This is a genomic window from Enterobacter cloacae complex sp. ECNIH7 (assembly GCF_002208095.1).
GTDB classification, from domain to species: domain Bacteria; phylum Pseudomonadota; class Gammaproteobacteria; order Enterobacterales; family Enterobacteriaceae; genus Enterobacter; species Enterobacter cloacae_M.
Map to the genome: position 1 here is coordinate 2,494,787 of NZ_CP017990.1, position 23,422 is coordinate 2,518,208.

At 53.3% G+C, this 23,422-nt stretch carries 24 protein-coding genes and 3 pseudogenes; 18 read left to right on the top strand and 9 right to left on the bottom strand.

Translation table 11 applies throughout. From position 1 onward, the window contains the following. The first annotated feature begins 122 nt into the window (after window positions 1–122). From WM95_RS12350 to WM95_RS12385, 8 genes and pseudogenes are all read left to right on the top strand, one after another. Complete coding sequence (locus WM95_RS12350; RefSeq protein WP_063409649.1) at window positions 123–1,712, top strand: methyl-accepting chemotaxis protein; 1,590 nt, start codon at window positions 123–125, stop codon at window positions 1,710–1,712. Between the two features lie 62 nt (window positions 1,713–1,774). Beyond that, on the top strand, window positions 1,775–2,701 hold the full coding sequence (glsB, locus tag WM95_RS12355) for a glutaminase B (RefSeq protein ID WP_023311792.1): 927 nt from the start codon (window positions 1,775–1,777) through the stop codon (window positions 2,699–2,701). Then, a complete protein-coding gene (locus WM95_RS12360; protein ID WP_045354969.1) occupies window positions 2,701–3,057 on the top strand; it encodes a DUF4186 domain-containing protein in 357 nt (118 codons plus the stop codon). Before glsB ends, WM95_RS12360 begins: the two co-directional genes overlap by 1 nt. A gap of 113 nt (window positions 3,058–3,170) precedes the next feature. Continuing rightward, window positions 3,171–4,610, top strand: coding sequence for a sensor domain-containing diguanylate cyclase (locus WM95_RS12365; RefSeq protein WP_063409650.1), 1,440 nt, complete (start codon window positions 3,171–3,173; stop codon window positions 4,608–4,610). Between the two features lie 119 nt (window positions 4,611–4,729). Next, complete coding sequence (locus WM95_RS12370; RefSeq protein ID WP_063409651.1) at window positions 4,730–5,695, top strand: sensor domain-containing diguanylate cyclase; 966 nt, start codon at window positions 4,730–4,732, stop codon at window positions 5,693–5,695. An 82-nt stretch (window positions 5,696–5,777) separates the two neighbouring features. Continuing rightward, on the top strand, window positions 5,778–6,305 hold the full coding sequence (locus WM95_RS12375) for a GNAT family N-acetyltransferase (protein WP_063409652.1): 528 nt from the start codon (window positions 5,778–5,780) through the stop codon (window positions 6,303–6,305). Between the two features lie 118 nt (window positions 6,306–6,423). Next, window positions 6,424–7,873, top strand: a pseudogene (locus tag WM95_RS12380) (tagaturonate reductase). A 201-nt stretch (window positions 7,874–8,074) separates the two neighbouring features. Continuing rightward, entirely contained in the window at window positions 8,075–8,989 is a 915-nt protein-coding gene (locus tag WM95_RS12385; RefSeq protein WP_063409653.1) for a bestrophin family protein, read from the top strand. On the opposite strand, the gene WM95_RS12390 is transcribed toward WM95_RS12385, so the two are convergent. Then, on the bottom strand, window positions 8,977–9,525 hold the full coding sequence (locus WM95_RS12390) for a GNAT family N-acetyltransferase (protein WP_088544790.1): 549 nt from the start codon (window positions 9,523–9,525) through the stop codon (window positions 8,977–8,979). The two genes, WM95_RS12385 and WM95_RS12390, sit on opposite strands and share 13 nt — an antisense overlap. Window positions 9,526–9,642: 117 nt before the next feature. Between WM95_RS12390 and WM95_RS12395 the strand changes: the two genes are divergently transcribed. The 6 genes from WM95_RS12395 to WM95_RS12420 all read left to right on the top strand — a co-directional run bounded on the left by WM95_RS12395 (window position 9,643) and on the right by WM95_RS12420 (window position 15,113). Further along, window positions 9,643–10,113 carry a GNAT family N-acetyltransferase gene (locus WM95_RS12395; RefSeq protein WP_063409655.1) on the top strand — a complete coding sequence of 157 codons (471 nt, stop codon included), beginning with the start codon at window positions 9,643–9,645 and terminating at the stop codon, window positions 10,111–10,113. A 12-nt stretch (window positions 10,114–10,125) separates the two neighbouring features. Next, the gene (locus tag WM95_RS12400) at window positions 10,126–10,566 is read left to right on the top strand and encodes a GNAT family N-acetyltransferase (protein ID WP_023311801.1); all 441 of its coding nucleotides are present in this window, start codon (window positions 10,126–10,128) and stop codon (window positions 10,564–10,566) included. 145 nt (window positions 10,567–10,711) lie between these two features. Then, complete coding sequence (locus tag WM95_RS12405) at window positions 10,712–11,707, top strand: alpha/beta fold hydrolase (protein WP_063409656.1); 996 nt, start codon at window positions 10,712–10,714, stop codon at window positions 11,705–11,707. Window positions 11,708–11,751: 44 nt separating this feature from the next. Then, on the top strand, window positions 11,752–12,492 hold the full coding sequence (locus WM95_RS12410; protein ID WP_063409657.1) for a response regulator: 741 nt from the start codon (window positions 11,752–11,754) through the stop codon (window positions 12,490–12,492). Next, window positions 12,489–13,787 (top strand): ATP-binding protein, encoded by a 1,299-nt coding sequence (locus tag WM95_RS12415; protein WP_063409658.1) that lies wholly within the window; start codon window positions 12,489–12,491, stop codon window positions 13,785–13,787. Before WM95_RS12410 ends, WM95_RS12415 begins: the two co-directional genes overlap by 4 nt. A 135-nt stretch (window positions 13,788–13,922) precedes the next feature. Beyond that, a complete protein-coding gene (locus tag WM95_RS12420; protein ID WP_063409659.1) occupies window positions 13,923–15,113 on the top strand; it encodes a cytochrome c biogenesis protein/redoxin in 1,191 nt (396 codons plus the stop codon). Window positions 15,114–15,117: 4 nt separating this feature from the next. On the opposite strand, the gene tam is transcribed toward WM95_RS12420, so the two are convergent. Then, a complete protein-coding gene (gene tam, locus WM95_RS12425; RefSeq protein WP_023311806.1) occupies window positions 15,118–15,876 on the bottom strand; it encodes a trans-aconitate 2-methyltransferase in 759 nt (252 codons plus the stop codon). A gap of 383 nt (window positions 15,877–16,259) precedes the next feature. Here tam and WM95_RS12430 point away from each other — a divergent pair, with 383 nt between their 5' ends. Beyond that, window positions 16,260–16,898, top strand: coding sequence for an acyl-homoserine-lactone synthase (locus tag WM95_RS12430; RefSeq protein ID WP_045354992.1), 639 nt, complete (start codon window positions 16,260–16,262; stop codon window positions 16,896–16,898). A 14-nt stretch (window positions 16,899–16,912) separates the two neighbouring features. Here WM95_RS12430 and WM95_RS12435 read toward each other — a convergent pair whose 3' ends face one another. Together WM95_RS12435 and WM95_RS12440 are read right to left on the bottom strand one after the other, a co-directional pair. Continuing rightward, the gene (locus WM95_RS12435) at window positions 16,913–17,605 is read right to left on the bottom strand and encodes a helix-turn-helix transcriptional regulator (protein ID WP_023311808.1); all 693 of its coding nucleotides are present in this window, start codon (window positions 17,603–17,605) and stop codon (window positions 16,913–16,915) included. 302 nt (window positions 17,606–17,907) lie between these two features. Next, window positions 17,908–18,492 carry an NUDIX domain-containing protein gene (locus WM95_RS12440; protein WP_063409660.1) on the bottom strand — a complete coding sequence of 195 codons (585 nt, stop codon included), beginning with the start codon at window positions 18,490–18,492 and terminating at the stop codon, window positions 17,908–17,910. 86 nt (window positions 18,493–18,578) lie between these two features. On the opposite strand from WM95_RS12440, the gene WM95_RS12445 reads away from it, so the two are divergent. After that, window positions 18,579–19,352, top strand: coding sequence for a DeoR/GlpR family DNA-binding transcription regulator (locus WM95_RS12445; protein WP_047741864.1), 774 nt, complete (start codon window positions 18,579–18,581; stop codon window positions 19,350–19,352). A 38-nt stretch (window positions 19,353–19,390) separates the two neighbouring features. Here WM95_RS12445 and WM95_RS12450 read toward each other — a convergent pair whose 3' ends face one another. From WM95_RS12450 to WM95_RS12465, 4 genes and pseudogenes are all read right to left on the bottom strand, one after another. Further along, window positions 19,391–19,753: a DUF4406 domain-containing protein gene (locus WM95_RS12450; RefSeq protein ID WP_045354998.1), complete on the bottom strand. Its 363-nt coding sequence runs from the start codon at window positions 19,751–19,753 to the stop codon at window positions 19,391–19,393. A 149-nt stretch (window positions 19,754–19,902) separates the two neighbouring features. After that, window positions 19,903–19,992, bottom strand: a pseudogene (locus WM95_RS27780) (VOC family protein); the annotation flags it as partial. A 27-nt stretch (window positions 19,993–20,019) separates the two neighbouring features. Then, window positions 20,020–20,463, bottom strand: coding sequence for a PACE efflux transporter (locus WM95_RS12460; RefSeq protein ID WP_023311814.1), 444 nt, complete (start codon window positions 20,461–20,463; stop codon window positions 20,020–20,022). A 72-nt stretch (window positions 20,464–20,535) separates the two neighbouring features. Then, window positions 20,536–20,703, bottom strand: coding sequence for a hypothetical protein (locus tag WM95_RS12465; protein ID WP_369880834.1), 168 nt, complete (start codon window positions 20,701–20,703; stop codon window positions 20,536–20,538). Between the two features lie 24 nt (window positions 20,704–20,727). Here WM95_RS12465 and WM95_RS12470 point away from each other — a divergent pair. Together WM95_RS12470 and WM95_RS12475 are read left to right on the top strand one after the other, a co-directional pair. Continuing rightward, window positions 20,728–20,940 (top strand): annotated as a pseudogene (locus WM95_RS12470) (LysR family transcriptional regulator); the annotation flags it as partial. 219 nt (window positions 20,941–21,159) lie between these two features. Next, window positions 21,160–21,792, top strand: a complete 633-nt coding sequence (locus WM95_RS12475; protein WP_001567369.1) for a DUF6904 family protein — start codon at window positions 21,160–21,162, stop codon at window positions 21,790–21,792. Window positions 21,793–21,820: 28 nt separating this feature from the next. On the opposite strand, the gene WM95_RS12480 is transcribed toward WM95_RS12475, so the two are convergent. Continuing rightward, a complete protein-coding gene (locus WM95_RS12480) occupies window positions 21,821–23,224 on the bottom strand; it encodes an ISNCY-like element ISKpn21 family transposase (RefSeq protein ID WP_001567368.1) in 1,404 nt (467 codons plus the stop codon). Window positions 23,225–23,422 lie beyond the last annotated feature (198 nt).

Genomic DNA, 23,422 nt, shown 5'->3' on the forward strand with positions numbered 1-23,422 from the left:
TTTATCGCCCGCCTGTGATTTCGGCCCTCATCACGAGGGCCGTTGTCATTTATCTGCAATGGTTCTGTCATTTTCATTTCGTAGACTCGCACGCGTCTAACGCCTTGTTAATGAAGATAATTATGAACCTAACGCAAATTTTTCGCCGTATTGCGCAGCGTCTCACCCCTCGTCACTTTGGCCTGCTGACGGGTATCTTTTGCATTATTGGCCTTTTCTCCGCGCTGCAGCTCTCCTCCTCATTCCTGCTTAACGCTTCCCTGAACGACGCCCAGCGCAACGAGCAGCAAAACCTTCTCGCCTGGCAGCAGCAGAGCAAGCTGGATCTGGCCCGTGTTTCCCTGCTGGCGGCAAGCGACCTGCTTAACCGGTCCGGCGTCTGGTTTATGCAGGATAAAGAGACCGGCTCCGACGGAAGCTGGCACAGCCTGATGGACGATGCGCAAAAGGCGCTGGCGGTTTCTCAGCAGGCGTGGAAGGCCTGGCTGGCGCTGAATCCGCCGAAAGACGACGCCCTGGTGAACAGCTATCAGCTTTTTTACGGCGCGATCAACGAGCAGGCTGAAGGTTTGATTAAGACCAACACCATCGACGCGTTTTTTGCCGTACCGGCTCAGGCGTTTCAGTCTGATTTTAACGACAACTATGCGCGCTATCAGCAGGCAAGCGAGAAGCAGGCCATGCAGGGGCGTCAGAGCTTAATGGCGCAGCTCTCCGGCCTGCAAACGTTGTTCCTGTTTGCGCCGGTGCTGTTGCTTGCCATCGCGGCTGTCGTCTGGTTCGGCATGTCCAGATGGGTGATTACGCCGCTGCGTCGGTTGATAGCGCATATTAACCGGCTGGCGGCAGGGGATCTCTCCGGCACCCCGCCGAACGTCATGCGCTTTAACCGGGAGATAGGTCAGCTTAGCGACAGCATTGCGACTATGCAGCACGGTCTGCAGCAGCTGGTGACGCAGGTGAGCCATGCCACCGCCACGATGGTGGAGAATATTGACACCCTTGCGCAGGGTAACCAGAAGCTGTATCAGCAGTCAGCGCGCCAGGCGAAAGAGCTTGAGGATGTGACGGCGCATATTGCGGCGCTGGAAAGCCATGTGGAAGGGAATACCGGCTATGCCAGGCTCGCCAGCTCGCGGGCCGATGAGGCGCGTCAGGCGGCCGTGGGCGGCGACCGAATGATGTCTACCGTGAATGCGTCTATGCAGGCGATCGTCGACCGATCTTCTGAGATGCGAGGGATCGTGGCGATGATCGACAGCGTGGCGTTTCAGACCAACATTCTGGCGCTGAATGCGGCCATCGAGGCGGCCCATGCCGGAAACCAGGGGCGCGGCTTTGCCGTCGTCGCCAGGGAAGTCGGGCTTTTGGCCAGAAAAAGCAGCCACTCGACGCAGACCATTCAGGAGCTGATCAACCGTTCGCTGCAGGGTATTGAAGACGGTTCCCGCGCCGTTAACCTGATGGAAGAAAATCTGCAGCAGGTCACCGGTCTGGTGGGCAATTTAAGCAGTTTGCTTAATGAGATCTCAACCGCCACGCTCAGCCAGGGAGACAGTATTCACCGGATGACGCGCCAGCTTCAGGCGCTGAATCAGGTCTCTCGTCAGACGGACCTGCTGGTCTCTGACGCCTCGGATGCCTCTGAGCGGCTGCAAAAGCAATCCGATCTTTTATTGCAGGCCGTTTCGCGTTTTCGTCTTAGCGCCTGACGCAATACATAAGCCTCTGTTATACTCGCAGCCCGTTTTAGCCTGAGGGCAAGGAGCAAAGTGTGGCTGCGGTCATCCATAATGAGATGTTGGACGAGATTCTGGCGCAGGTTCGTCCGTTAATTGGAAAGGGGAAGGTTGCCGACTATATTCCGGCCCTTGCCTCGGTGAGCGGGAATAAGCTGGGGATTGCTATCTGTACCATCGACGGACAGCGATACCAGGCAGGCGATGCGACTGAGCGTTTCTCCATTCAGTCCATTTCGAAAGTGCTGAGTCTGGTTGCGGCGATGCGCCAGTATGAAGAAGAAGAGATCTGGCAGCGTGTCGGTAAAGATCCTTCCGGCCAGCCTTTTAACTCGCTGCTTCAGCTCGAGATTGAACAGGGTAAACCGCGAAATCCCTTTATCAATGCCGGGGCGCTGGTGGTCTGCGATATGCTGCAAAGCCGCCTCAGCGCACCGCGCCAGCGAATGCTGGAGATTGTTCGCCAGCTCTCGGGCGTTGACGATATTGCCTATGATGCGGTGGTGGCACGCTCGGAGTTTGAACACTCCGCCCGTAACGCGGCTATCGCGTGGCTGATGAAATCCTTCGGTAATTTCCACAACGACGTGGCGACCGTGCTGCAAAACTACTTCCATTACTGCGCCCTGAAAATGAGCTGCGTTGAGCTGGCCCAGACGTTCCTGTTCCTTGCGCACCAGGGGCACGCGCCGCATCTCGATCAGGAGGTGGTTTCTCCGCTTCAGGCCCGGCAGGTTAACGCCCTGATGGCCACCAGCGGGATGTATCAAAACGCCGGTGAGTTTGCCTGGCGCGTTGGGCTTCCTGCTAAATCGGGCGTCGGCGGCGGGGTCGTGGCTATTGTGCCACATGAAATGGCGATAGCCGTCTGGAGCCCGGAACTGGATGAAACGGGAAATTCCCTTGCCGGCGTGGCGGTTCTGGAGAAACTGACCCAGCGCCTGGGACGTTCCGTATACTGATGTCCGATCTGGATCCTCTCTTTTCCCGCCTGGCGCGATCGACATTTCGCTCGCGCTTTCGCTTAGGCGATAAGGAAAGACAGTACTGCTGGGACAAAGGCCCCGAAACCATTGATCGGCACGCCGCGGATTTTGTCGAAAAGCGCCTTGCGCCCGCGCACCCCGCCAACGACGGTAAACAGACGCCCATGCGCGGTCACCCGGTATTTATCGCCCAGCATGCCACCGCTACCTGTTGCCGGGGCTGTCTGGCAAAATGGCATAACATTCCACAGGGCGTAACGCTCACGGCGCAGCAACAAAATTATATCGTCAGCGTCATCCACCACTGGCTGGTGCTGCAGATGAACGCCTAAATTTGACGAGTTATGCTCCAGTGGTATTTGTGTTATAGATGCATCCCAAGTTAGTCCAGATCGTGCTGACGACCGCAATAATTGCCATAAGCTCTCATATGGAATGATATTTAATGCGTTCTGCTCTTACCGCTATCAGGCCGTTCCAGGTTGACACGCCGCTGCGAAATGCAGCGACGATCTTCATCCTTACCACCTTATTCTATTTTGTTGGCGCGGAATTACGGCTCATTGAAGCCCTGTCGCTGTTCTGGCCGCTGAATGGCGTCATGGCAGGGATCTTCGCCCGCTATGTTTATCTGAATCGCCTGCATTACTATGCGGTATGTTATGTCGCGATGCTGTTGTACGACGCGGTAACGACCAACTGGGGGTTGGCCTCAGTGACGATCAACCTGTCAAACATGATCTTTATCGTCGTTGTCGCCGTGCTGGTTCAACGCGACAAGCGGCTGATGAAGAAAACCCCCGATCCGCTTAACGCATTACGCCTGTTTAACTACTGTCTGATTGCCGCGCTGCTTTGCGCCTTGCTCGGTGCGGTAGGGTCGGTCGGGATTGACAGTCATACCTTCTGGCCGCTGTTTGCCGACTGGTTTAGCGAGCAGTTCTCAACCGGCGTGCTTGTTGTGCCCTGTATGCTCACGATAGGCATGCCCGTGCGCGAATTCAGGTTACGTCTGGAGCAGCTGCTGCCGGTGATTGCGCTGATCGTCTCGGTGATCGCGTCGGTGGTGATTGGCGGAGCGGGGAGCCTCTCGTTTCCTCTGCCTGCGCTTATCTGGTGTGCGGTTCGCTACTCATTGCCTGCGACCTGTCTGCTGACGTTTGTCACGGGCGCCACTGAAATTATTCTGGTCGCCAACTCGATTATTAATATTGCCGTGGCGACGCCGTTTACGACGCCAATGATGTTTTCAGCCCGGCTGGGGATCGCCACGATGGCGATCTGTCCGGTGATGGTTTCCGTCAGCATGGCGGCGATTAATTCCCTGATCCGCCAGGTTTCACTGAGGGCGGATTATGACTTTTTAACGCACGTCTACTCGCGTTCCGGGCTTTATGAGGCGTTAAAGCATGAAGAGACGCACCGGCATACGCGTTTTCTGACCGTCATGCTGCTGGATATTGATTATTTCAAGAGCATTAATGATAACTACGGCCACGAGTGCGGAGATCGCGTGCTGGCGTCGTTTGCCCGACAGGTTCAGCAGGTCGTCGGTGAGGACGGCATGGTGGCGCGCATGGGCGGGGAAGAGTTCGCCGTGGTGGTTAATTCAGGCGACGCGCGGCATGGTTTTGAACTGGCTGAACGTATACGATCCACCGTTGCCAGTCATCCTTTTACATGGCGTCACCAGACGCTCTATCTGACGGTCAGCATTGGCCTCGGCAGCGGAAAGGCTGAGTCTTGGCAGCTGACCGAGGTCTTCAACAAGCTCATGGCCGAAGCGGACGATCATCTCTATCGTTCCAAAAAAGCGGGTCGAAACCGTACCAGCGCCCGGGTGGCGGACGAGCAGATTGCCGCGCCCTCCGGGAGTGAAACATAGCTGCGTTAATCGTCATAAGGCATTGACGTGAATAGTAAGCGGCTTAACAGGACGTCAGAACACTGACAATGTCTCTGTTTAAGCTACGCTTTTAGTAACGCTTTACGTCAGGAGACATTATGAAAGCACCTGCAACCCCTGAAAATGAAACAGACAGACTCAACTCGCTACGAGAATCAGGTCTGCTTGAGATCGACAGCTCCCCGGCGTTTGACCGCTTAACGCGTCTGGCAAAACGCTTCTTCCAGGTGCCGCTGGCGATGGTCAATCTCATTGATGAGCATTCGCTGATCGTTAAGTCGTCCGACGGTCAGGCACCCGGAAGCGTTCCGCGTAATATCTCATTTTGCGGGCATACGATCCTCACCGAAGCGCCGCTGGTGGTGGGGGATATGCTTCAGGACGATCGCTTTGCGGATAACCCGCTGGTGGCCGGTGAGCCTCGCGTGCGGTTTTACGCGGGCTTCCCGCTGCGCCTGCGCGACGGCGCAAGCGTTGGCTCGCTGTGCCTGATTGATTACGCTCCCCGCGAGTTTTCTGCCACCGACCTCGCCGTGCTGAGGGACCTTGGCGCGCTGGCAGAGGATGAATTTGCTGCCATCAGCGCGGCGACCACGGATGAATTAACCGGGTTATTCAACCGTCGGGGCTTTAATCAGCTCGTGCGGTTCACGCTTTCCGTTGCCCGACGTCGCGCTGAGCCGCTCACGCTCGGCTGGCTGGATTTGGATCGCTTTAAGGAAATTAACGATCGCTTCGGGCATGAAGAGGGGGATAAGGCGCTGAAAGCGATGGCGCAGCTGATGCGCGCCTCTTTCCGTGAGGCGGATCTGCTGGTGCGTTTTGGCGGGGACGAGTTCGCCGTGCTGTTCGCGGATACGGATGAGCAGGGCGCCTGGATTGCCATGCAGTATCTTGCCGAGCAGGTAGAAAACTATAACGCCCGCAAGCTACATCCATGGTCTCTCCATTTCTCGTGGGGGCTCAGTGAATTCGATCATAACGGCAACGACCTGCAGCAGTGGTTAAAAGATGCCGATGAAAAGATGTATGCCATGAAACAGCAGCGCCAGCGCGCCCGGTAACATAACAAAAGCGTATGTCCGATCCGTTTGCGTTAAGAAGATGTTAAATGCAGAGTGACGGTATTCAACGTAAGGAAAAACAATGAATACCTCACTGCAAATTAAAAACCTCACCCGAGACGACATTCTCACCCATCTTGATGCGCTGGCCGCGATCCTCGAAAACTGTGTGACCGGCGGGGCATCCGTCAGCTTTATGCTTCCCTTTAGTCTGGATAAGGCTCGTTCGTTCTGGCGCGGCATCGCTGAAAGCGTAGGGCGCAACGAGCGCCTCGTTCTGGCCAGTATCGACCCGAAGGACGGCGTCATCGGAACGGTGCAGCTGATCGTCGACCAGCCGGAAAACCAGCCGCATCGCGCCGATGTGGCGAAGCTGCTGGTTCACGAGAAAGCGCGCCGGAAAGGTGCCGCGATGGCATTGATGGAAGCGCTTGAAGCGGAGGCGCGGGCCAGAGATATTTCCGTTCTGGTGCTCGATACCTCCACCGGCAGCGGCGCCGAGACGTTCTACCAGCGCGCCGGCTGGCAAAAGGTGGGGGAGATCCCGCGCTATGCCCTGATGCCGGACGGCGCCATGACGGCCACCTCCGTGTTCTATAAGCTCTTATGATTATTTTGTACAACTACACCGTGGATTGATCAAAACAGGGTTTCTGGTCGTTAAGTTTTGATAAGTTATCGTACCAATCTTATCGGGCTGTATGACTAATCATAAAAGGAACCCTCTTGTGAACACGCTCAACCGTCGTGATTTTCCCGGTGCTCAATACCCGGAACGCATTATTCAGTTTGGTGAAGGCAACTTCCTGCGTGCGTTTGTCGACTGGCAAATTGACCTGCTAAATGAACATACCGATCTTAACGCCGGTGTGGTTATCGTTCGTCCTATTCAGAGCGACTTCCCGCCGTCGCTGAACACTCAGGATGGTCTCTATACCACTATCATTCGCGGCCTGAACGGGCAGGGCGAAGCGATGAGCGAGAGCCGTCTAATCCGCTCGGTTAACCGGGATCGACGTCTACGGCCAGTATGATGCGTTCCTGAAACTGGCGCACAATCCGGATATGCGTTTTGTTTTCTCAAACACCACCGAAGCGGGTATCAGCTACCACGCGGGGGACAGATTCGACGATGCCCCTGCGGTTAGCTACCCGGCGAAGCTGACGCGGCTGCTGTTTGAGCGCTTTAGCCACTTCAACGGTGCAGCGGATAAAGGCTGGATCATCATTCCGTGCGAGTTGATTGACTACAACGGCGCTGCGCTGCATGAACTTGTCCTGCGCTATGCCCGGGAGTGGGCCCTGCCTGCGGCCTTTATTCAGTGGCTAAATGACGCCAACAGCTTCTGCTCTACGCTGGTCGACCGTATCGTGACCGGTTACCCGCGTGACGAAGCGGCCACGATGGAAGCCGAGCTGGGTTATCACGATGGGTTCCTGGACACGGCTGAACATTTCTATCTGTTCGTTATCCAGGGGCCGGCATCCCTTGCACAGGAACTCCGTCTGGATAAGTATCCGTTAAACGTGCTGATTGTCGACGACATCAGGCCCTACAAAGAGCGCAAAGTCGCTATCCTGAACGGCGCACACACCGCGCTGGTGCCGGTGGCATTCCAGGCCGGGCTGGATACGGTGGGCGAGGCGATGAATGATGCAGAGATCTGCGCATTCGTCGAAAAAGCGATTTATCAGGAGATTATTCCTGTCCTCGATCTGCCGCGTGACGAGCTGGAATCTTTCGCCAGCGCGGTAACAGGGCGTTTTCGCAACCCTTACATCAGACACCAGCTGCTTTCCATCGCGCTCAACGGCATGACCAAATACCGCACCCGCATCCTGCCGCAGCTGCTGGCAGGGCAGAAGGCAAGCGGACAACTGCCCGCGCGTCTGACGTTCGCGCTGGCTGCATTGATAGCGTTTTATCGCGGGGAACGTAACGGGGAAAACTACCCGGTACAGGATGATGCATTCTGGCTGGAACGTTATCAGCAGCTGTGGGCACAGCATCGCGACCAGCAGTTGAGCACCCGTGAGCTGGTGCAGTCCGTATTGAGCGTGAGCGAGCACTGGGAACAGGATCTCACGCAGGTCTCCGGACTTGTCGACCAGGTCACCCTGAATCTTGACGCCATTCTCCTGAAGGGAATGCGCGCAGCGGTGAAACCCCTGTGCTAATGACGTCACCCGGCTTCGGCCGGGTTTAATTACATCTTAATTTAGTTACAACATACTATTTGCTCTTTTTTTTAAAACCACATGCAGCACCGTGCGGTTATCGCTAAGCAGGTCGTAAAATTCAATGTTCCGTTAACATGCTTGCAACGGTGAGGGAGATCACGTTTAATAGCCACGCTCTTTTCCTTCCTGAAACTCACTATGATTGTTCGTCCTAAACAGCACTGGCTACAACTGATTTTTGTCTGGCACGGTTCGGTACTTCCCAAAATCTACACCCGACTGCTGCTCAACTTCCTGCTTTCTATCGCCGTTATCCTGATGCTGCCGTGGTATACCTCGCTGGGCATCAAATTTACCGTGGCGCCATTTAGCATTCTCGGCGTGGCGATCGCTATCTTTCTCGGTTTCAGAAACAACGCCTGTTATTCACGCTACGTTGAGGCTCGCCTGCTGTGGGGGCAGCTGATGATAGCGGCACGCTCGCTGTTTCGCGAGGTAAAAAACACCTTGCCTGACGATAAGCATCTGGGCGAATTTGTCCGCCTGCAGATAGCTTTTGCCAACTGCCTGCGTATGACCCTGCGCCGGGACCTGAACGCCGAAAAGCTCTCTAGCTATCTTGCTCCGGATGATTTACGCCACGTGATGAGCGCCAACTCGCCGGCGAACCGTATTTTACTGATCATGGGGGAGTGGCTGGCCGTGCGGCGGCGAAACGGCCAGCTTTCAGACATCCTGTTCCACAGCCTGAACAACCGTCTGAACGATATGTCCATCGTCCTTTCCGGGTGCGAGCGCATTGCGACAACGCCGGTACCGTTTGCCTATACGCTGATTTTGCACCGCACGGTGTATCTGTTCTGCATCATGCTGCCGTTCGCGCTGGTTGTGGATCTGCACTACATGACGCCCTTTGTCTCGGCGCTGATCTCCTACACCTTTATCTCGCTGGACACCCTGGCGGAAGAGCTGGAAGACCCGTTCGGCACAGAAGATAACGATCTGCCCCTGGACGCCATCTGCAACATGATGGAACGCGATCTGCTGCAGATGAACGATGAAGAGAACATTCCGGAAAGGCTGATGCCGGATAAGCATTATCAGCTGACCTGACGGGCGTTCCACTCGTCGCGGGTGATTTCCCACAGTTCAGAATCCAGCATGCCGCTGACGTAGGCTTTTTGTTCCGTTCTGATAAGCCGCATGCCGCTAATGTCTGAAATACGCCGGGAGCGGCTGTTGGCGGCGGCTTTCGGGGCGCGTAACACGGGTTTGTTTAGGGTATTAAACCAGAAATCCGTCGCGGCAATGCTGGCCTCGCGCATGTATCCCTGGCCCTGAAACTCCGGGGCCAACCAGAACCCTCGGTTGTTATCTTCAATGTCATACAAACAGATAATACCCATCAATTCATCCGGCACCTCGCGACGACGGATGCTCCAGAACCAGGCGATCCCTTTTGCCATATCCGGCAGCGCCACGTTGTTGACATAGTTCTCTGCGCCGTTGTCCGGGTAGGGCCAGGGCACAGAAGAGAGCATATAGCGGACAATCTCCCAGCGCGGATAAAGCTTTTGTATCTGGGCCGCATCTTCAGCAACCAGAGGCTTTAGCAGTAAGCGTTCTGTCATGAGCGTCGGTATCGTCATCCGCTGATCTCCATATTTAAGCGTTATGCTTTTGTTTGCGTTCTGGTATTTTCATCTTAACGGCACTCTATCCCAGTGAGCTCTTTTCCCATACTACTAAGAATTGCAGAGGTCATCATGGCATTAAGACGGGCAAACCCGCAGGAAGCCGAAATACTCTGGAATATTCGCAATCAGGCGATTCGTCACGGCTGTAAAATCAGCTACGGCGCCGACGTCATTGCGCGCTGGACGCCGGATCTCATGCCAGAACGCTATCGGCAGATGGTCATTGAATACCCTTTTTACGTGGTGGAAGATGAAAAGGGTGATATTGCGGCAACCGGCTATCTGGATCTGGATACCCACTGTCTGGAGGCGATATTCACCTTGCCCGCTGCATCCGGTAAAGGCATGGCGACCCGGATTATCGAGGCGCTAAAAAATGAGGCCCGCAGCCGGGGGATAGCCCGCCTGAGGCTGGATGCAACGCCTAACGCCCAGTCGTTTTATCAGAAACTGGGGTTTGTGACGCTGAGCGAAACCTATCATCACTCGCGTATGGCGGGGGCTGATTTACGCTGTTTCGAAATGGCGATCGATTTGTAATGTGAGGAACACATGGCTGTCACGGTAAGACCTCTATGCGAAGACGATTACTCCCAATGGCGACCGCTTTGGGATGGCTATACCCATTTTTATGATTGCTACCTCGAGGAATCCGTCACCGCATCGACATGGGAAAGGGCGCTCTCAGCGCATTCCCGGATGTTTTGCCGGGTGGTCGAGAAGGACCAAAAGGTCATCGGTTTCGCGATGTGCATTCTGCATGAAGGAACCTGGTCAACGGCCCCCGTCTGCTACCTGGAAGATCTGTTTGTTGATGCCGACGAACGCGGGGCGGGAGCCGGTAAGGCGCTCATTGATGCTCTGATTGAGGAAGGCAAGCGCGAAGGGTGGTCAAAACTGTACTGGGTCACCCGTGAGAATAACCCGGCGCGTAAACTCTATGACAAATACGGTCAAGCTGACGATTACGTCCGCTATCGCCTCTCCCTTTAAGGCGACAACGCCTGTGTTTGTATCACACTGTATCTGCGTCCCGGATACATACACAGGCTTGCAATAAACCCGCTTTCGCACATATCCGCTATACATTGCCGTGTTGTTATATCCCCGTGAATTGTACTCAACCGGAGATACCAACATGTTTAGCAAACTCGCATATTCAACTCTCGCACTGACCGTTTCCCTTGGCACCGTGATGTCCTGTCAGGCCGAAGTCACCGGCACAACTTTCGCGGCAGCCTTCGATCGTCCGCAGCAAATTAACGCCGGCGATTTGAACGTCGGTTATGTCGACATCGGCCCGAAAAACGGCCAGCCGGTTATTTTACTGCACGGCTGGCCGTACGATATTCACAGCTACGCCGACGTTGCGCCCGCGCTGGCGGCAAAAGGCTATCGGGTGATTGTGCCTTCTCTGCGCGGCTACGGTACCACGCGCTTCCTGTCAGCCAAAACGCCGCGCAACGGCCAGCCTTCAGCCATGGCGAAAGATATTGTGAACCTGATGGATGCCCTGAATATTAAGCAGGCGGTATTTGCAGGATATGACTGGGGCGCTCGTACGGCGGATATCGTTGCGGCGCTGTGGCCAGAGCGCGTTAAGTCACTGGTGTCGGTGAGCGGGTATCTCATCAGCAGCCAGCAGATTGGCAAACAGCCGCTGCCGCCAAAAGCGGAGCAGCAGTGGTGGTATCAGTTCTATTTCGCCACCGCGCGCGGTGCTGAGGGCTATGCCAAAAACACGCATGACTTCGCGCGCTTAATCTGGTCTCAGGCCTCGCCTGACTGGAAATTTAGCGATGCTGTTTTTAACGCCAGCGCCAAATCCCTCGATAACCCGGATCACGTCGCCGTGACGCTCAGCAACTATCGCTGGCGTTTAGGGCTGGAAAAAGGCGAGCGCAAATACGACAGCTACGAGCAAAAACTCGCTACGCTGCCGAATATAACCGTTCCAACGATTACCATCGAAGGCGGAAACAACGGTGCGCCGCATCCTGCACCTCAGGCCTACGCGGGTAAATTTACCGGTAAATATGAGCACCGCACCTTCGGGGCAACCGTGGGGCACAATCCGCCTCAGGAAGATCCGCAGGATTTCGTCAAGGCCGTCGTTGACGCGGACAAGCTCTGAAATGTGCTATTTTCAGTACGTTAACCTTCGGTCTGGAGATTTCGGTGGAGCATATTGATCATATTCTTGTCGTCGATGACGACAGGGATATTCGTGAACTGATTGTCGATTATCTCGGTAAGTCTGGCTATCGCGCGACGGGCGCGGCCAACGGTAAAGAGATGCGCGTCGTGCTGGATAAACAGCATATCGACCTGGTGGTGCTGGATGTCATGATGCCCGGCGACGACGGCCTTACGCTGTGTCGAGAGCTACGCGTCGGGAAATATAAAGATCTGCCCATCCTGATGCTGACGGCCCGCAATGAGGAGACGGACAGGATCCTGGGTCTGGAGATGGGCGCGGATGACTACGTGGTGAAGCCGTTTGTCGCCCGCGAACTGCTGGCGCGTATCAAAGCGATTTTACGACGTTTTCGCACGATGCCGCCCAATCTGCAGGTGACAGAAGCCGGGCGGCTGGTGATGTTCGGTGAATGGCAGCTCGATACCGTTGCACGTCACTTAATCGATCCGGAAGGGGTGATCGTCGTGCTCAGCGGGGCGGAGTATCGCCTGCTGCGCGTTTTCCTTGACCACCCTCAGCGGGTGCTGACCCGCGATCAGCTGCTCAACCTCACGCAGGGGCGCGACGCCGAGCTGTTTGAACGTTCTATCGACCTGCTGGTTAGCCGGGTCCGTCAGCGCCTGAACGAAGATGCCCGCACGCCCGCCTATATCAAGACCGTGCGCAGCGAAGGCTACGTTTTTACGATGCCGGTCACCATCAAAGAGGCTAACGAATGAGGTTCTGGCCACGCTCGCTGCTTGCCCGCTTGCTGCTCGTCGTGCTGTCCGGTCTGCTGCTGGCCAACGCCCTGAGCCTGACGCTGGTCATGATTGAACGAATGCACAGCGCCAGAACGGTGATGCTCGGTAATCTGGAAAACGACGTCGCAACCAGCGTCGCCATTTTAGACCGCTTACCGGCCAGCGAACGCGCGGCCTGGCTTCCGCGCCTCGAACGGGGTAACTATCGCTATATTCTGGGGCCGGGAGAGCCCGGCAACGCGCCGACGGATAGGCGTTCGCAGGACGCCATCCGAACCTTAAAAGCGACGCTCGCGACACAGTACCCGCTCAGCTTCACCGCCGTCCCTGGTGCCGTTTCACACATCCAGGCGCATCTGACGCTGCGCGACGGCGCGCCGCTGACCATTGACCTGATCCCGCGCATGCCGCCGGTCGCCAGCTGGTTGCCCGTTGTGCTAATTCTGCAGCTGCTGCTGCTGGCTGCGTGCGCCTGGATTGCCGTGCGGCAGGTGGTGCGGCCTTTTTCACAATTTACCCGCGCGGTGGATTCGCTGGATCCGGCGGCCAGCACGCCAATGACGGAGAAAGGGCCGCTTGAGGTGCAGCGGGCAGCGCATGCCTTCAACGCCATGCAGGCGCGCATTCAGTCTTATCTCCGGGAACGCGCGCAGATCCTGGCCTCGATTTCTCACGATCTCCAGACGCCCATTACCCGCATGAAGCTGCGCGTCGAAATGGCAGGGGAACCAGAACTTCGCGACAAGCTTCTGAACGACCTTGATAACATGACGCGTCTGGTGCGGGAGGGGATTGCGTATGCCCGGTCATCAGAATCGCTGGAAGAGACCCCGCTGAAGCTGGAGCTAAACGCCTGGGTCAACAGCATCGCCTGCGATTATCAGGACATCGGTAAAAACGTGCAGTTTCAGGCAAGCGATGCCCGCCTGCCAATCGTTACGCGTCCCCAGGCGCTCCGCCGGGTGATGACTAACCTGCTGGATAACGCGCTCAAATTCGGCGAACGCGCTGTAATAACCATCGATGATTCGTCTGACCGGGAGGTGGTTATCCACATCACGGACGACGGGCCGGGGATCCCTGAAGCCGAGCTTGAGGCGGTTTTACAGCCGTTCTACCGGGTGGAAACATCGCGCAACCGCGATACCGGCGGAACAGGACTCGGACTGGCGATTGCCGCGCAGCTCACCGCTCAGCTTGAAGGAAAGCTCAACCTGACGAACCTGGCCGGAGGCGGACTGGATGTCTCCATTACGCTACCGCGCCGTTAATTGTACGGCTTTGTATCTCCCGGCCTGGGTGATACAGAGTCAGACAAAACCTGCTTTTTTACACATATCCTGAACACATCCGCACGATGAAATAGCCTCACTGCAGCGTCGCAGGACTTGTATTGTGAGGTGTCTATGTTTCTGGTAATCGCTTTTCTGGGCGGGATGATAAGCCTGCTCAGCCCATGTACTCTCCCGGTTATTCCGCTCCTGTTCGCCGGTTTTCAGGGACAGCGACGACATATTCTGGCCCTGCTCGCGGGGATGATCGTGATGTTCACCCTGGTGGCGATGGCCGTCACCGTCGCCAGCGAGTGGATCGCAGAGGCAACCATCGTCGGGCGCTGGATCGCTCTAGTCATTCTGGACACGGCCGCGCTGGCCTTAATTTTTCCGTCATTCGCCCAGCGTATTGCGGGTCCGGCCGTCAGCGCGGGAAATGTCCTGAACACCCGAAGCGGGCAAACGCGCGGTATGGTATCGGCTTTTCTGGCCGGGCTCGCGGTGGGGCTGCTCTGGTCTCCCTGCGCCGGTCCCATACTGGGCGCCATTTTCAGCATTAATATCGCGGGCCATTCGGCCATTACGACGGGCGCGCTGCTGGCGGCCTACGGCAGCGGATGCGCGCTGATGCTGAGCCTGCTCGTTTTCGGCGGCCGCACGCTGATTGCGCCGTTAAGAGCAAAATCGGCGCTGATGGAAAGGCTGCGGCAGGGGGCTGGCGTGGCGATGCTGGCGGCAGTCGTATTTAACGCGACAGGAATGACTTCGCTTCTGAAAGGAGCAAATAGCGTTGCGGATCGTCTGGAGACAACACTTTTGACGCTGGCGAAACCCACAGCCGCGCCGGTGAAGCTCCGGCCGGTCGTGATGACAGAGCCCAGCAGCCAGCTGCCTTCGTTAAGCGGGGGAACAGGGTGGATAAACGGTGACCCTGTCACGTCTGAATCTCTGCGAGGGAAGGTGGTATTAATTGATTTCTGGACGTGGGATTGCATTAACTGCCAGCATACGCTTCCCCATGTGAAAGACTGGGCCACGAAGTATCAGTCTCAGGGGCTGGTCGTGATTGGGGTTCACACGCCGGAATATCCCTGGGAAAAGCCGCTTTCGTCGGTAAAAACCGCGGTGGAGAAATGGCAGCTGCCGTATCGGGTGGTGACGGATAACAATTATCAAATCTGGAACGCTTTCGGGAACCAGTACTGGCCAGCGCATTACTATTTCGATGCCAAAGGCCAGCTACGCTATACCGCCTTTGGCGAAGGAGATTATGCGCAGCAGGAAAAGATCATTCAGCAGCTGCTGAAAGAAGCCAGGTCATAACCCGTCAGGGCTGGCGTTGCGCCACGATAAATAGCCGCGGAAAAGCGAGCAGTATCTGCCCATTTTCCTGGAGCGGATACTGCTCTTCCAGCAGTTCATGGTAGCGTTTCAGGAAACGTTTCTGCTCGCTCTCGTTCAGTTCCTGGAGCCACGGACGCAAGCCGGTGGCACTTACCCAGTCAATAATGGCCTGGTGCGAGCTCATTTTATGGAAATAGGTTGTCCGCCAGATATCCACGTCACAGCCCGCCTCCGACAAGATGTCGTAATAGGCATGCACACCCGGGAGAGGTTCACGGCCGCGGTCAGGGTAGTCTTGCTCCAGCGCCACTTCACGCATCGCTACGTGAGTGGGTTCAAGCCAGTTGTCAGGCATCTGGATCGCTAATACGCCGTTAAGCGTGAGCAAAGAAACGAGATGAGGAAGGAGATCGTAGTGGTCAGGAACCCATTGCAGCGAAGCGTTGGCATAAATCAGGCTCAGCGGCTGGCCAGGCTTGTACTGGCGGATATCGGTCTCTACAAAATGGCAGCCAGGCAATGCGGCTCTTGCTTCCTCGAGCATTGCAGGGGAGTTGTCGACCCCGGTAATGTGCGCCGAAGGCCAGCGATGCTTCAACAGCGCGGTGCTGTTTCCCGGCCCGCAGCCTAAATCAGCGATGGTGGAGACCTCATCCAGAGGAATTCTGGCGAGCAGTTCTGCGGCAGGACGCGTTCTTTCCGCGCCGTATTGCAGGTAAAGAGAAGGATTCCAGTCGGCCATTTTGATTCTCCGTTTAGCATGCTTCTGCAAGAGTAGCACAGCAGTAAGAACAGAGATAATAGGGAAAAAATAAGAAAAAGGGAATATTACCCCTTAAATTCTTAAGGGGCAATACTTTAATTGTAATTATTTTATAATTATCGTTTTTTAATATTTTATCGGCTAAGTGCTTCTTACGCTCTGTACCCGAAACTATAAATATTAGATAATCATGAATGGATATATCCCTGGTGTTTCGTAGGTCTTTGACCTCCTGGCCACTGAGTTTCACGAGGACTTAGTGGCCGGGTACTTTTCAAGTATAAGGAATACCATGCACAATGAAAGCTGTCCTAAAAGACAGGGGATAATAGTTTCAGGTGTTATTATCAGGAATAAGAGCAATGAATTCTGTTATTGAGTTTTTTTTGCATGATTACGATGATTTACCGTCAGCATTAGCCCGCGAACTCTTCCGACTCAGGAGAAAAACCTTTCGGGACCGACTCGACTGGAAAGTTGAATGCGTTGAAGATATGGAAAAGGATCAATTTGACAACCCAAACACGACATACTTGTTGGGTATGTATGAGGGAGAGTTGTTATGTGGCGCGCGATTCATTAATTCGACGCATCCGACAATGATAAGTGAAATTTTTCACAATTATTTTGCCGAAACCATTATTTTACCGACAGATGTTCCCTGCTGTGAAATTAGCCGTTTATTTTTAGATAAAGAAAGACGAGACTCCTCAAGTCTGCAGGGCGTGCCCGCCAGTAAGGCATTGTTTCTTGCGATGAATATTTATTGCATTAAGAATAAATATCATGGAATGTACGCAGTAGTCAGTCGTGGTATGTATGCCATTTTTCGCCATGCAAACTGGAAAGTTGAAGTTATTCAACGCGGCTTGTCTGAAAAAGGGGAGGTTATTTACTATATATTTATGCCTGCCAGTATCAACATTATTGAAGACATTATTAGCAAAGATAAATCCAGTCACTGGCTTCGCGAAATGCTGGAGCATTTACGCCACTTATAACCAGTGGCTGAGGCTCAGTCGTCCAGTAATCGTAGTTCTGTTCCAAGTTTAATTGCGTGTCTGGCATTATTCACACCGAGTTTTTTCATTACATTCCCCATATGGAATTTAACGGTGCGTTCAGCAATAGACAAAATAACAGAAATTTCTGCGTAGGTTTTCCCGGCGCTGACCCATTTAAGGATTTGTCGCTCACGTGGCGACAGAAAAACATTCTTTTTCTGTTGATGCTGGCTATAGAGATTGAGTGTCTTCTGATGCAGTTGAACAAGGAAGCTTAGAAATTGTGGCCGATATTTTTCTATATCAATACCAGAATGCTTAGGACTGATGACGGATAAGACGACAAGATTATTAAGATAGTCATGCAGAGGGAACGTCTGCCCCTGGTAGATATCATACTGGACGCTTTCGTTGAAAATGCGCGTCAGGTTATAACCATCAGACAGGATGACATCACTTTCCCAGAAAAAATCTTCAACACAGCGCAAAGCCCGAATGATAACAGGGTCAATGAACTGATATTTCCTGTCGAGGTAGATATCAAACCACTCGGGGCTGTTATTGATTATCCGCATCTGTGAAGGATCTTTCTTGTTCATAATGGCGTAGGCGAAGACGATCCCTTTGAAATCCTCAAAAAACGCGTCCAGCTCACTCTGAATTAGCGTATTGATCGCTATGTCGTTGTAATATGTATCCTTCACGTGAGTTGCTTGCCTCCTGTTCGAGTGGAGGAGCAAGTATAATATGCTTCGTTATCTGTAGCGAGTCGCATTTTAATCCAGCCAACAGATAAGACAGGCTACCTCAAGTGGTAGCCTGGCCAACGTGTGGCATTTCTAATGGTAAATGCAGATGACTCGGCGAATTTTAGAAGATTTTGTCAAATCCCGAAATAGTTCACTAAATATAGTAGGCTGCAAAATTTAGGAGGTTTTCCGCTTTACATTTGAGTAATGGACAAGCGTACCGACCCAGATTCAAATTCAGGATTTTAGCCCGCGGTCTACATAATGCCTTTAAGAGCAATATGATAAAGCAGCATGATGGTTTTACCGTCGACAATCTTGCCTGTTTCAATGCCGCGTAATGCCTCTTCGAGCGTCATTTCCAGCACGTCGATATCTTCTCCCTCAGCCTTGATCCCGCCGCCTGCGCCGGTTCTGTCTTGCGGCTGGTACTCGGCAAGATAAAAATAAAGTTTTTCCGTGACGGAGCCCGGGCTCATATAGGCTTCAAAGATTTTCTGCACGCTCGAAACCTGAAACCCTGTCTCTTCTTCCGCTTCTGCTTTTATGCGGCTTTCGGGATCCATGTTGTCCAGCAGTCCCGCCGCGGCTTCGATTAAATCGTCCTCATGGCCGTTGATAAAGACAGGGAAGCGGAACTGGCGCGTCAGGATCACCGTTTTTTTCTCACGGTTGTAGAGAAGAATAGTCGCGCCGTTGCCACGGTCGTAGACCTCTCGTTGCTGTCGTTGCCATTCGCCGTCACGGTGCTGCAGGTCGAAGGTGTACTTTTTAAGGTTGTACCAGTTATCTGACAGGGTTTCACTGTCAATGATGCGCACATCTGCACGTTTTGATTGCACGTTTGTTCCTCCTTACGTAGAGTAATTATCATAAACAGCACTATCGTGCATCCTCAAGATAAAACATGCAACATCAGGAATTCATGATGCTCACCAGTCAGCGAAAACAATTGATCCTCGAAAAGCTCGGCACCGAAGGCCAGGTCCAGTCAAAAGCGCTCAGCATGTTCTTTGATGTCTCTGAAGACACCATCAGGCGTGATTTGCGCGAGCTGGCGGCAGAAGGGCGTTTGCAGCGCGTTCACGGCGGCGCGCTGCCGTCATCTTCTGCTATTGCTCCCTTTGCCGAACGGCAATCCGTGAAAATGGATGCGAAAAAACGGGTCGCCCGCAAAGGCGCGCAGCTGATTTCATCAGGCCAGGTGGTGATCGTTGACGGTGGCACGACTACTTCGGAGCTGATTACGTTTTTCCCTCCTGATCTGCGCATCACGGTGGTTACACACAGTCCGAGCATCGCCCTGGGGCTTGTGGATCATCCGTCCATCGAGGTGATTCTGATCGGCGGTCGCTTGTATAAGCACTCCATTGTTGCGGTCGGCGCTGCGGCCATCGAAGGCATCGAAAATATTCATGCAGATCTGTTCTTTATGGGCGTGACCGGGATCCATCCTGAGGCGGGGCTGACAACCGGCGATTTCGAAGAAGCGTGCATCAAACGTGCATTTTCCGGCAGAGCCGCGGAGACGGTTGTGCTGGCTTCTCCTGAAAAGATCAACACAGCGTCTTCGTTTGTGATTGGCGATGTGTCGTCGGTGAACACCATTATCGTTGAAGACCATACCGATAAGGAGTGGATCCGCGCGGTATCGGAAAAGGGAGTCTCCGTCGTGTTGACCTCAGAGAGTGACACTCTCTGATAGCCAGCCTGTGCTCACAGGCTGGCTGGCGGACTGCCTTAAGCCTCAGGAATGTTCTCAAGTGCGGTATAAACCTTCAGGCCATATTTGCGGGCAACCTCAATGTCCATATCGGCACCTTTAGACGGACCGGCAATACGATAAATGGCATCACATTTAGCTATTAGCCGGTGAGCAACGGGGTACAGCATCGCTTCACTGATTTCATCACCAACCGCTTTCGATCCTGCGGCTTTTGCCAACGGCAAAGCCAGCCATTCGCCAATGACCGGGATGTGACCCCGCTGGTAAACGGCTAGTGCTGCGCTTTCGAGACGCGCCAGATTCTCATCAATACGTGCCTGAACGCCTTCGGTTCCGCTGCGATAGGGGCCGGCAATTAAAATTAGCTGTTGTGTCATAGGTACCTCTGCCAGTGTTATTGCATGAAGTTGCACGTTTACTACCGATACCATACGGGATTGTGGCCGCGTTATGAAACACTTTCGTGCATTATCGTGCAAAAAGATGCATGACAGATCATTTAATCGCTTCTGAGAGAAGGGCTGAGCTACAGACTTTCCGGCGCATGGCACACCGCCTCGATATTATGGCCATCAGGCGAAATGACAAACGCGGCATAGTAATTTTCACCGTATGACCTCATTTTTTACATTGATTCACTTAGCTATAACGCCGAACGCTTTCGTCCAACGAACGTCCAGCGCAGGTAGTCGTAAAGCCAGTTAAACAGCATCGTATAGGGCAGGAAAAACAGCACCAGACCAATCTCAACAAAAAATGCCTCAGCCACGGTCAGGTTCAGCATAACCATTGCCACAGGGATTAAGGAGATGATAAGTCCCGTTTCAAAACCAACCGCATGGATTGCGCGAACGAGAAATGTGCGCTGAAACTGATGTTTTTTCTGCAGGGAGTCAAAGAGCTTATTAAAAATAAAATTCCAGACCGTGGCGGTAAGGGCGGATATCACGGACAACGAGCCTGACTGGAGTACCGACACGTTCATCAGCCAGGCGAGAGACAGCGCGATGATAACGTTGGCCGTCACTTCAAAAATGACAGCATGGAAAACTCTCTCTTTAACACTCTTATTTAATTCAATTTCCATTTGCTTACGGCAGCGTTTTTCAAAAGCTGAAGTATATCAGATGTCTTTCAACCTTTTCTAATGCAGGTTATGTTAAATACACCCCAGGCCTGCTAATGTAGAACGCACGGCCTCGGTAAGGGGGGTCTGCGGTTCATGACCTAAAAAGGCGATCAGTTTTGAATTATCCATCTCTATTGTCTGCTCCCAGAGATAGCGCATCTCCCGCATTTCACGCAGCGTGGTGTTAAACGGACTCATTGCAGAGACCAGCCACCATGGAAATTGAAGGAAGGGTCTCTGTCAGGGGCCGCACGCAGGCTTGCCATTACCCAGCCAACCGCCGGACGCCACATTGCGGCACTTGAATCAGCCCTGGGGCTTGTTTTATTTACCCGTTCGCAGACGGGATTGCAGGCCACGGATGCAGCCGTTGAGCTGAAGGGCCATGCGCAGGCGATGGAAAACGGTAAGTCATGCACTGTGAGACGATCAGCGTGATGATAGCAGCACGTGAGAAGACACACTCAGAGGTCATTAGCATTCAGGCCAACGCCCAAACGATGCCCATAAAATGCCAGATTCCTTCTGATCCCATATTTGTCAAGGCTCAATTGAAATGTCCGTTATCCAGCTCAATTAAAATGACCACTTTGATCTCTCATTCTCTTTACTGATAGACTTTCCTCCGACTGAAACAACAGGATGATTGAGCCCATGCTTCGATACGAGTTAACGCCGAACAATGCAGGTTTTATACTGTGGGGAGATTCAGAAGCCCTGAATGAATTACATGAACTCATTCATTACATCGTGGATGAAAGCCCACTGATTAAAGTTAAAGACGGATTTATGTTATCCCTTGCCTATGATATTCGTAAAGCACGGGAAGGTAATCGTCGTGTTGAGCAACATCAGTATGATCAACATGATACATATAAGCTTTATGGTGTTGAGCTTTTATGGCCTCTGGTCCTGGTACAGTCCTCAATACTCAGAAACTCAATGGGTTATATTCAGACAGACAAAAACCAGCTGTCTGTCATGTATGCCTTTGAATACCTGATAGAATCAGCATTAACAGAGTCTGAGAGAACAACGTCGAATGATATTATGCTAACAGTAAAATATGCATCAGACTCTGATTTTAATTTCATTGAGGATAATATTGACAGCAGGTGCTGCTATTTTATCAGCCTATCTCCGGAGCAAAGAAAAAAGCAGTTAATCAGTATTGTTCGTTCTTTTCATTCATTATGGGGTAAGTATGCCCGTGAAAAGCAGGACATAAAGATGCTGAACGAAATGAATAATACATCATGGGTCTGGCCGGACAATATCAACTGGTGAGCAACCACTGTCCGGCCAGTGAGTACCATCAGCGGGCTCTTTTACCAAAAATGTCCTCTGAACGTGACTGAAGCTGTTTGAGTGCTTCGAGCATGTCATCATTATCCAGTGAGCGCTGGGATTTCTTCCCTTCCTGCTTTGGCCGTCGTCGGGAAGGGCCATCTCCAGCGGGAATTGACTGAGAGCGCGTGTTATCCCGCTTGCTCTGCACCAGACTGATAAACTCCAGGGTTCGGCCAAGACGCTTGTTATCGACAATCGCGCCCTGGTCGATTTCTGACAGTCGGTCGTAGGTAGAGTAGGGAAGTAGCGTACCGTTCAGGCGCAGCTCTTTTCTGCCATCAGGATAGTGATACACATCGATATATTTACCTATTGCACGGCGACTCAGTTCGCTGTCTTCAATCAGGTACAACATTTTATCATATTGTATCGTCAACGATTTTGAGACTTTACGTTTTTCACGAACAGTGAAAATAAGCCCCAGGTCCTCATCATGTTCTACAGCACGGTGTACGTCAAAATCATGTCGCGGTACTTTGCCAAAACGGCGGTTATAGTCAGCCATATAGGCCTCAGCGAAGTCATTTGCAGCCTCCATTGAACAAATGCCCTGTAACCGCAGCTCTTTGACCAGACGATCCTGTAAAGTGAGGTGAGCTCGTTCTACACGCCCTTTGGCGGGACTGGTTTCTGCACAGATAGTCTGGATGTTCAGTTCATGCATGGCTCGCCCAAACTGAGTATGCCCGTCTCCGCCTGTGGCGTGTTTATTGTTAACACGAAAAACACCGGCTTTATCGCTGTACAGTGCCAGCGGTTTACCATGCTTATCGATATAGCGCCGCGTGGCTTCGAAGTAAGAAAACGTGGACTCCGATTTAACAAACAACAGTTCCATCAGTTTGCTGGTTGCATCATCAACATAGACCAGCGCGGTGCAGGCCGGGCCACGGCCTTCAAACCAGTCGTGATCACAGCCATCTATTTGTATCAGCTCACCAGTACACGGACGCCGGTACCGTGGTTGAGGGATCCTTGCGGCACGTTGTTTACGGGGAACCCATAAGCCAGCCCGCACCATGATGCGCCGGACAGTTTCTTTGCCAAGAAACAGTCCGTGGAGTTCTTCGAGCTTTTCACGCGCCAGAGTCGGACCGAAATCAGCATAACGCGTCTTGATCAGTTCCAGAGCCTGATCTGCGAGCCCGGGTGGCAACTGGCGGTTACCACGCATGCCACATCGTCTGCTGGCCATACCAAGCGGTCCGCCTTCACGGTAACGGGCAAGAAGTCTGCGGCATTGCCTGTCGCTGATACCGAGGTGCTCGGCCGCACGGCGCGTTGTGATGCGACGTTCAATGACGTCCTGTATAATCTTGATCCGGTTGATCTCTTTCAAAGTAAACACTCCTGAGCTTTCTGCGCTCATGATATGCCTCCCGGTAGTTTAAACGGACCAGTGAAGCTTACCATAGCGCGGACATCTGAATTGAGCCACAGGCGGACATTACTATTGAGCCATTACATGGACGCTTCGTAATGATTGAGCTATGTTAAAAAAGTCTTAGATTACAGCGCTTGTGAAAGCAACGCTGGGTCTTTGTTACGCAGCAGAGCTGTCTGTAAG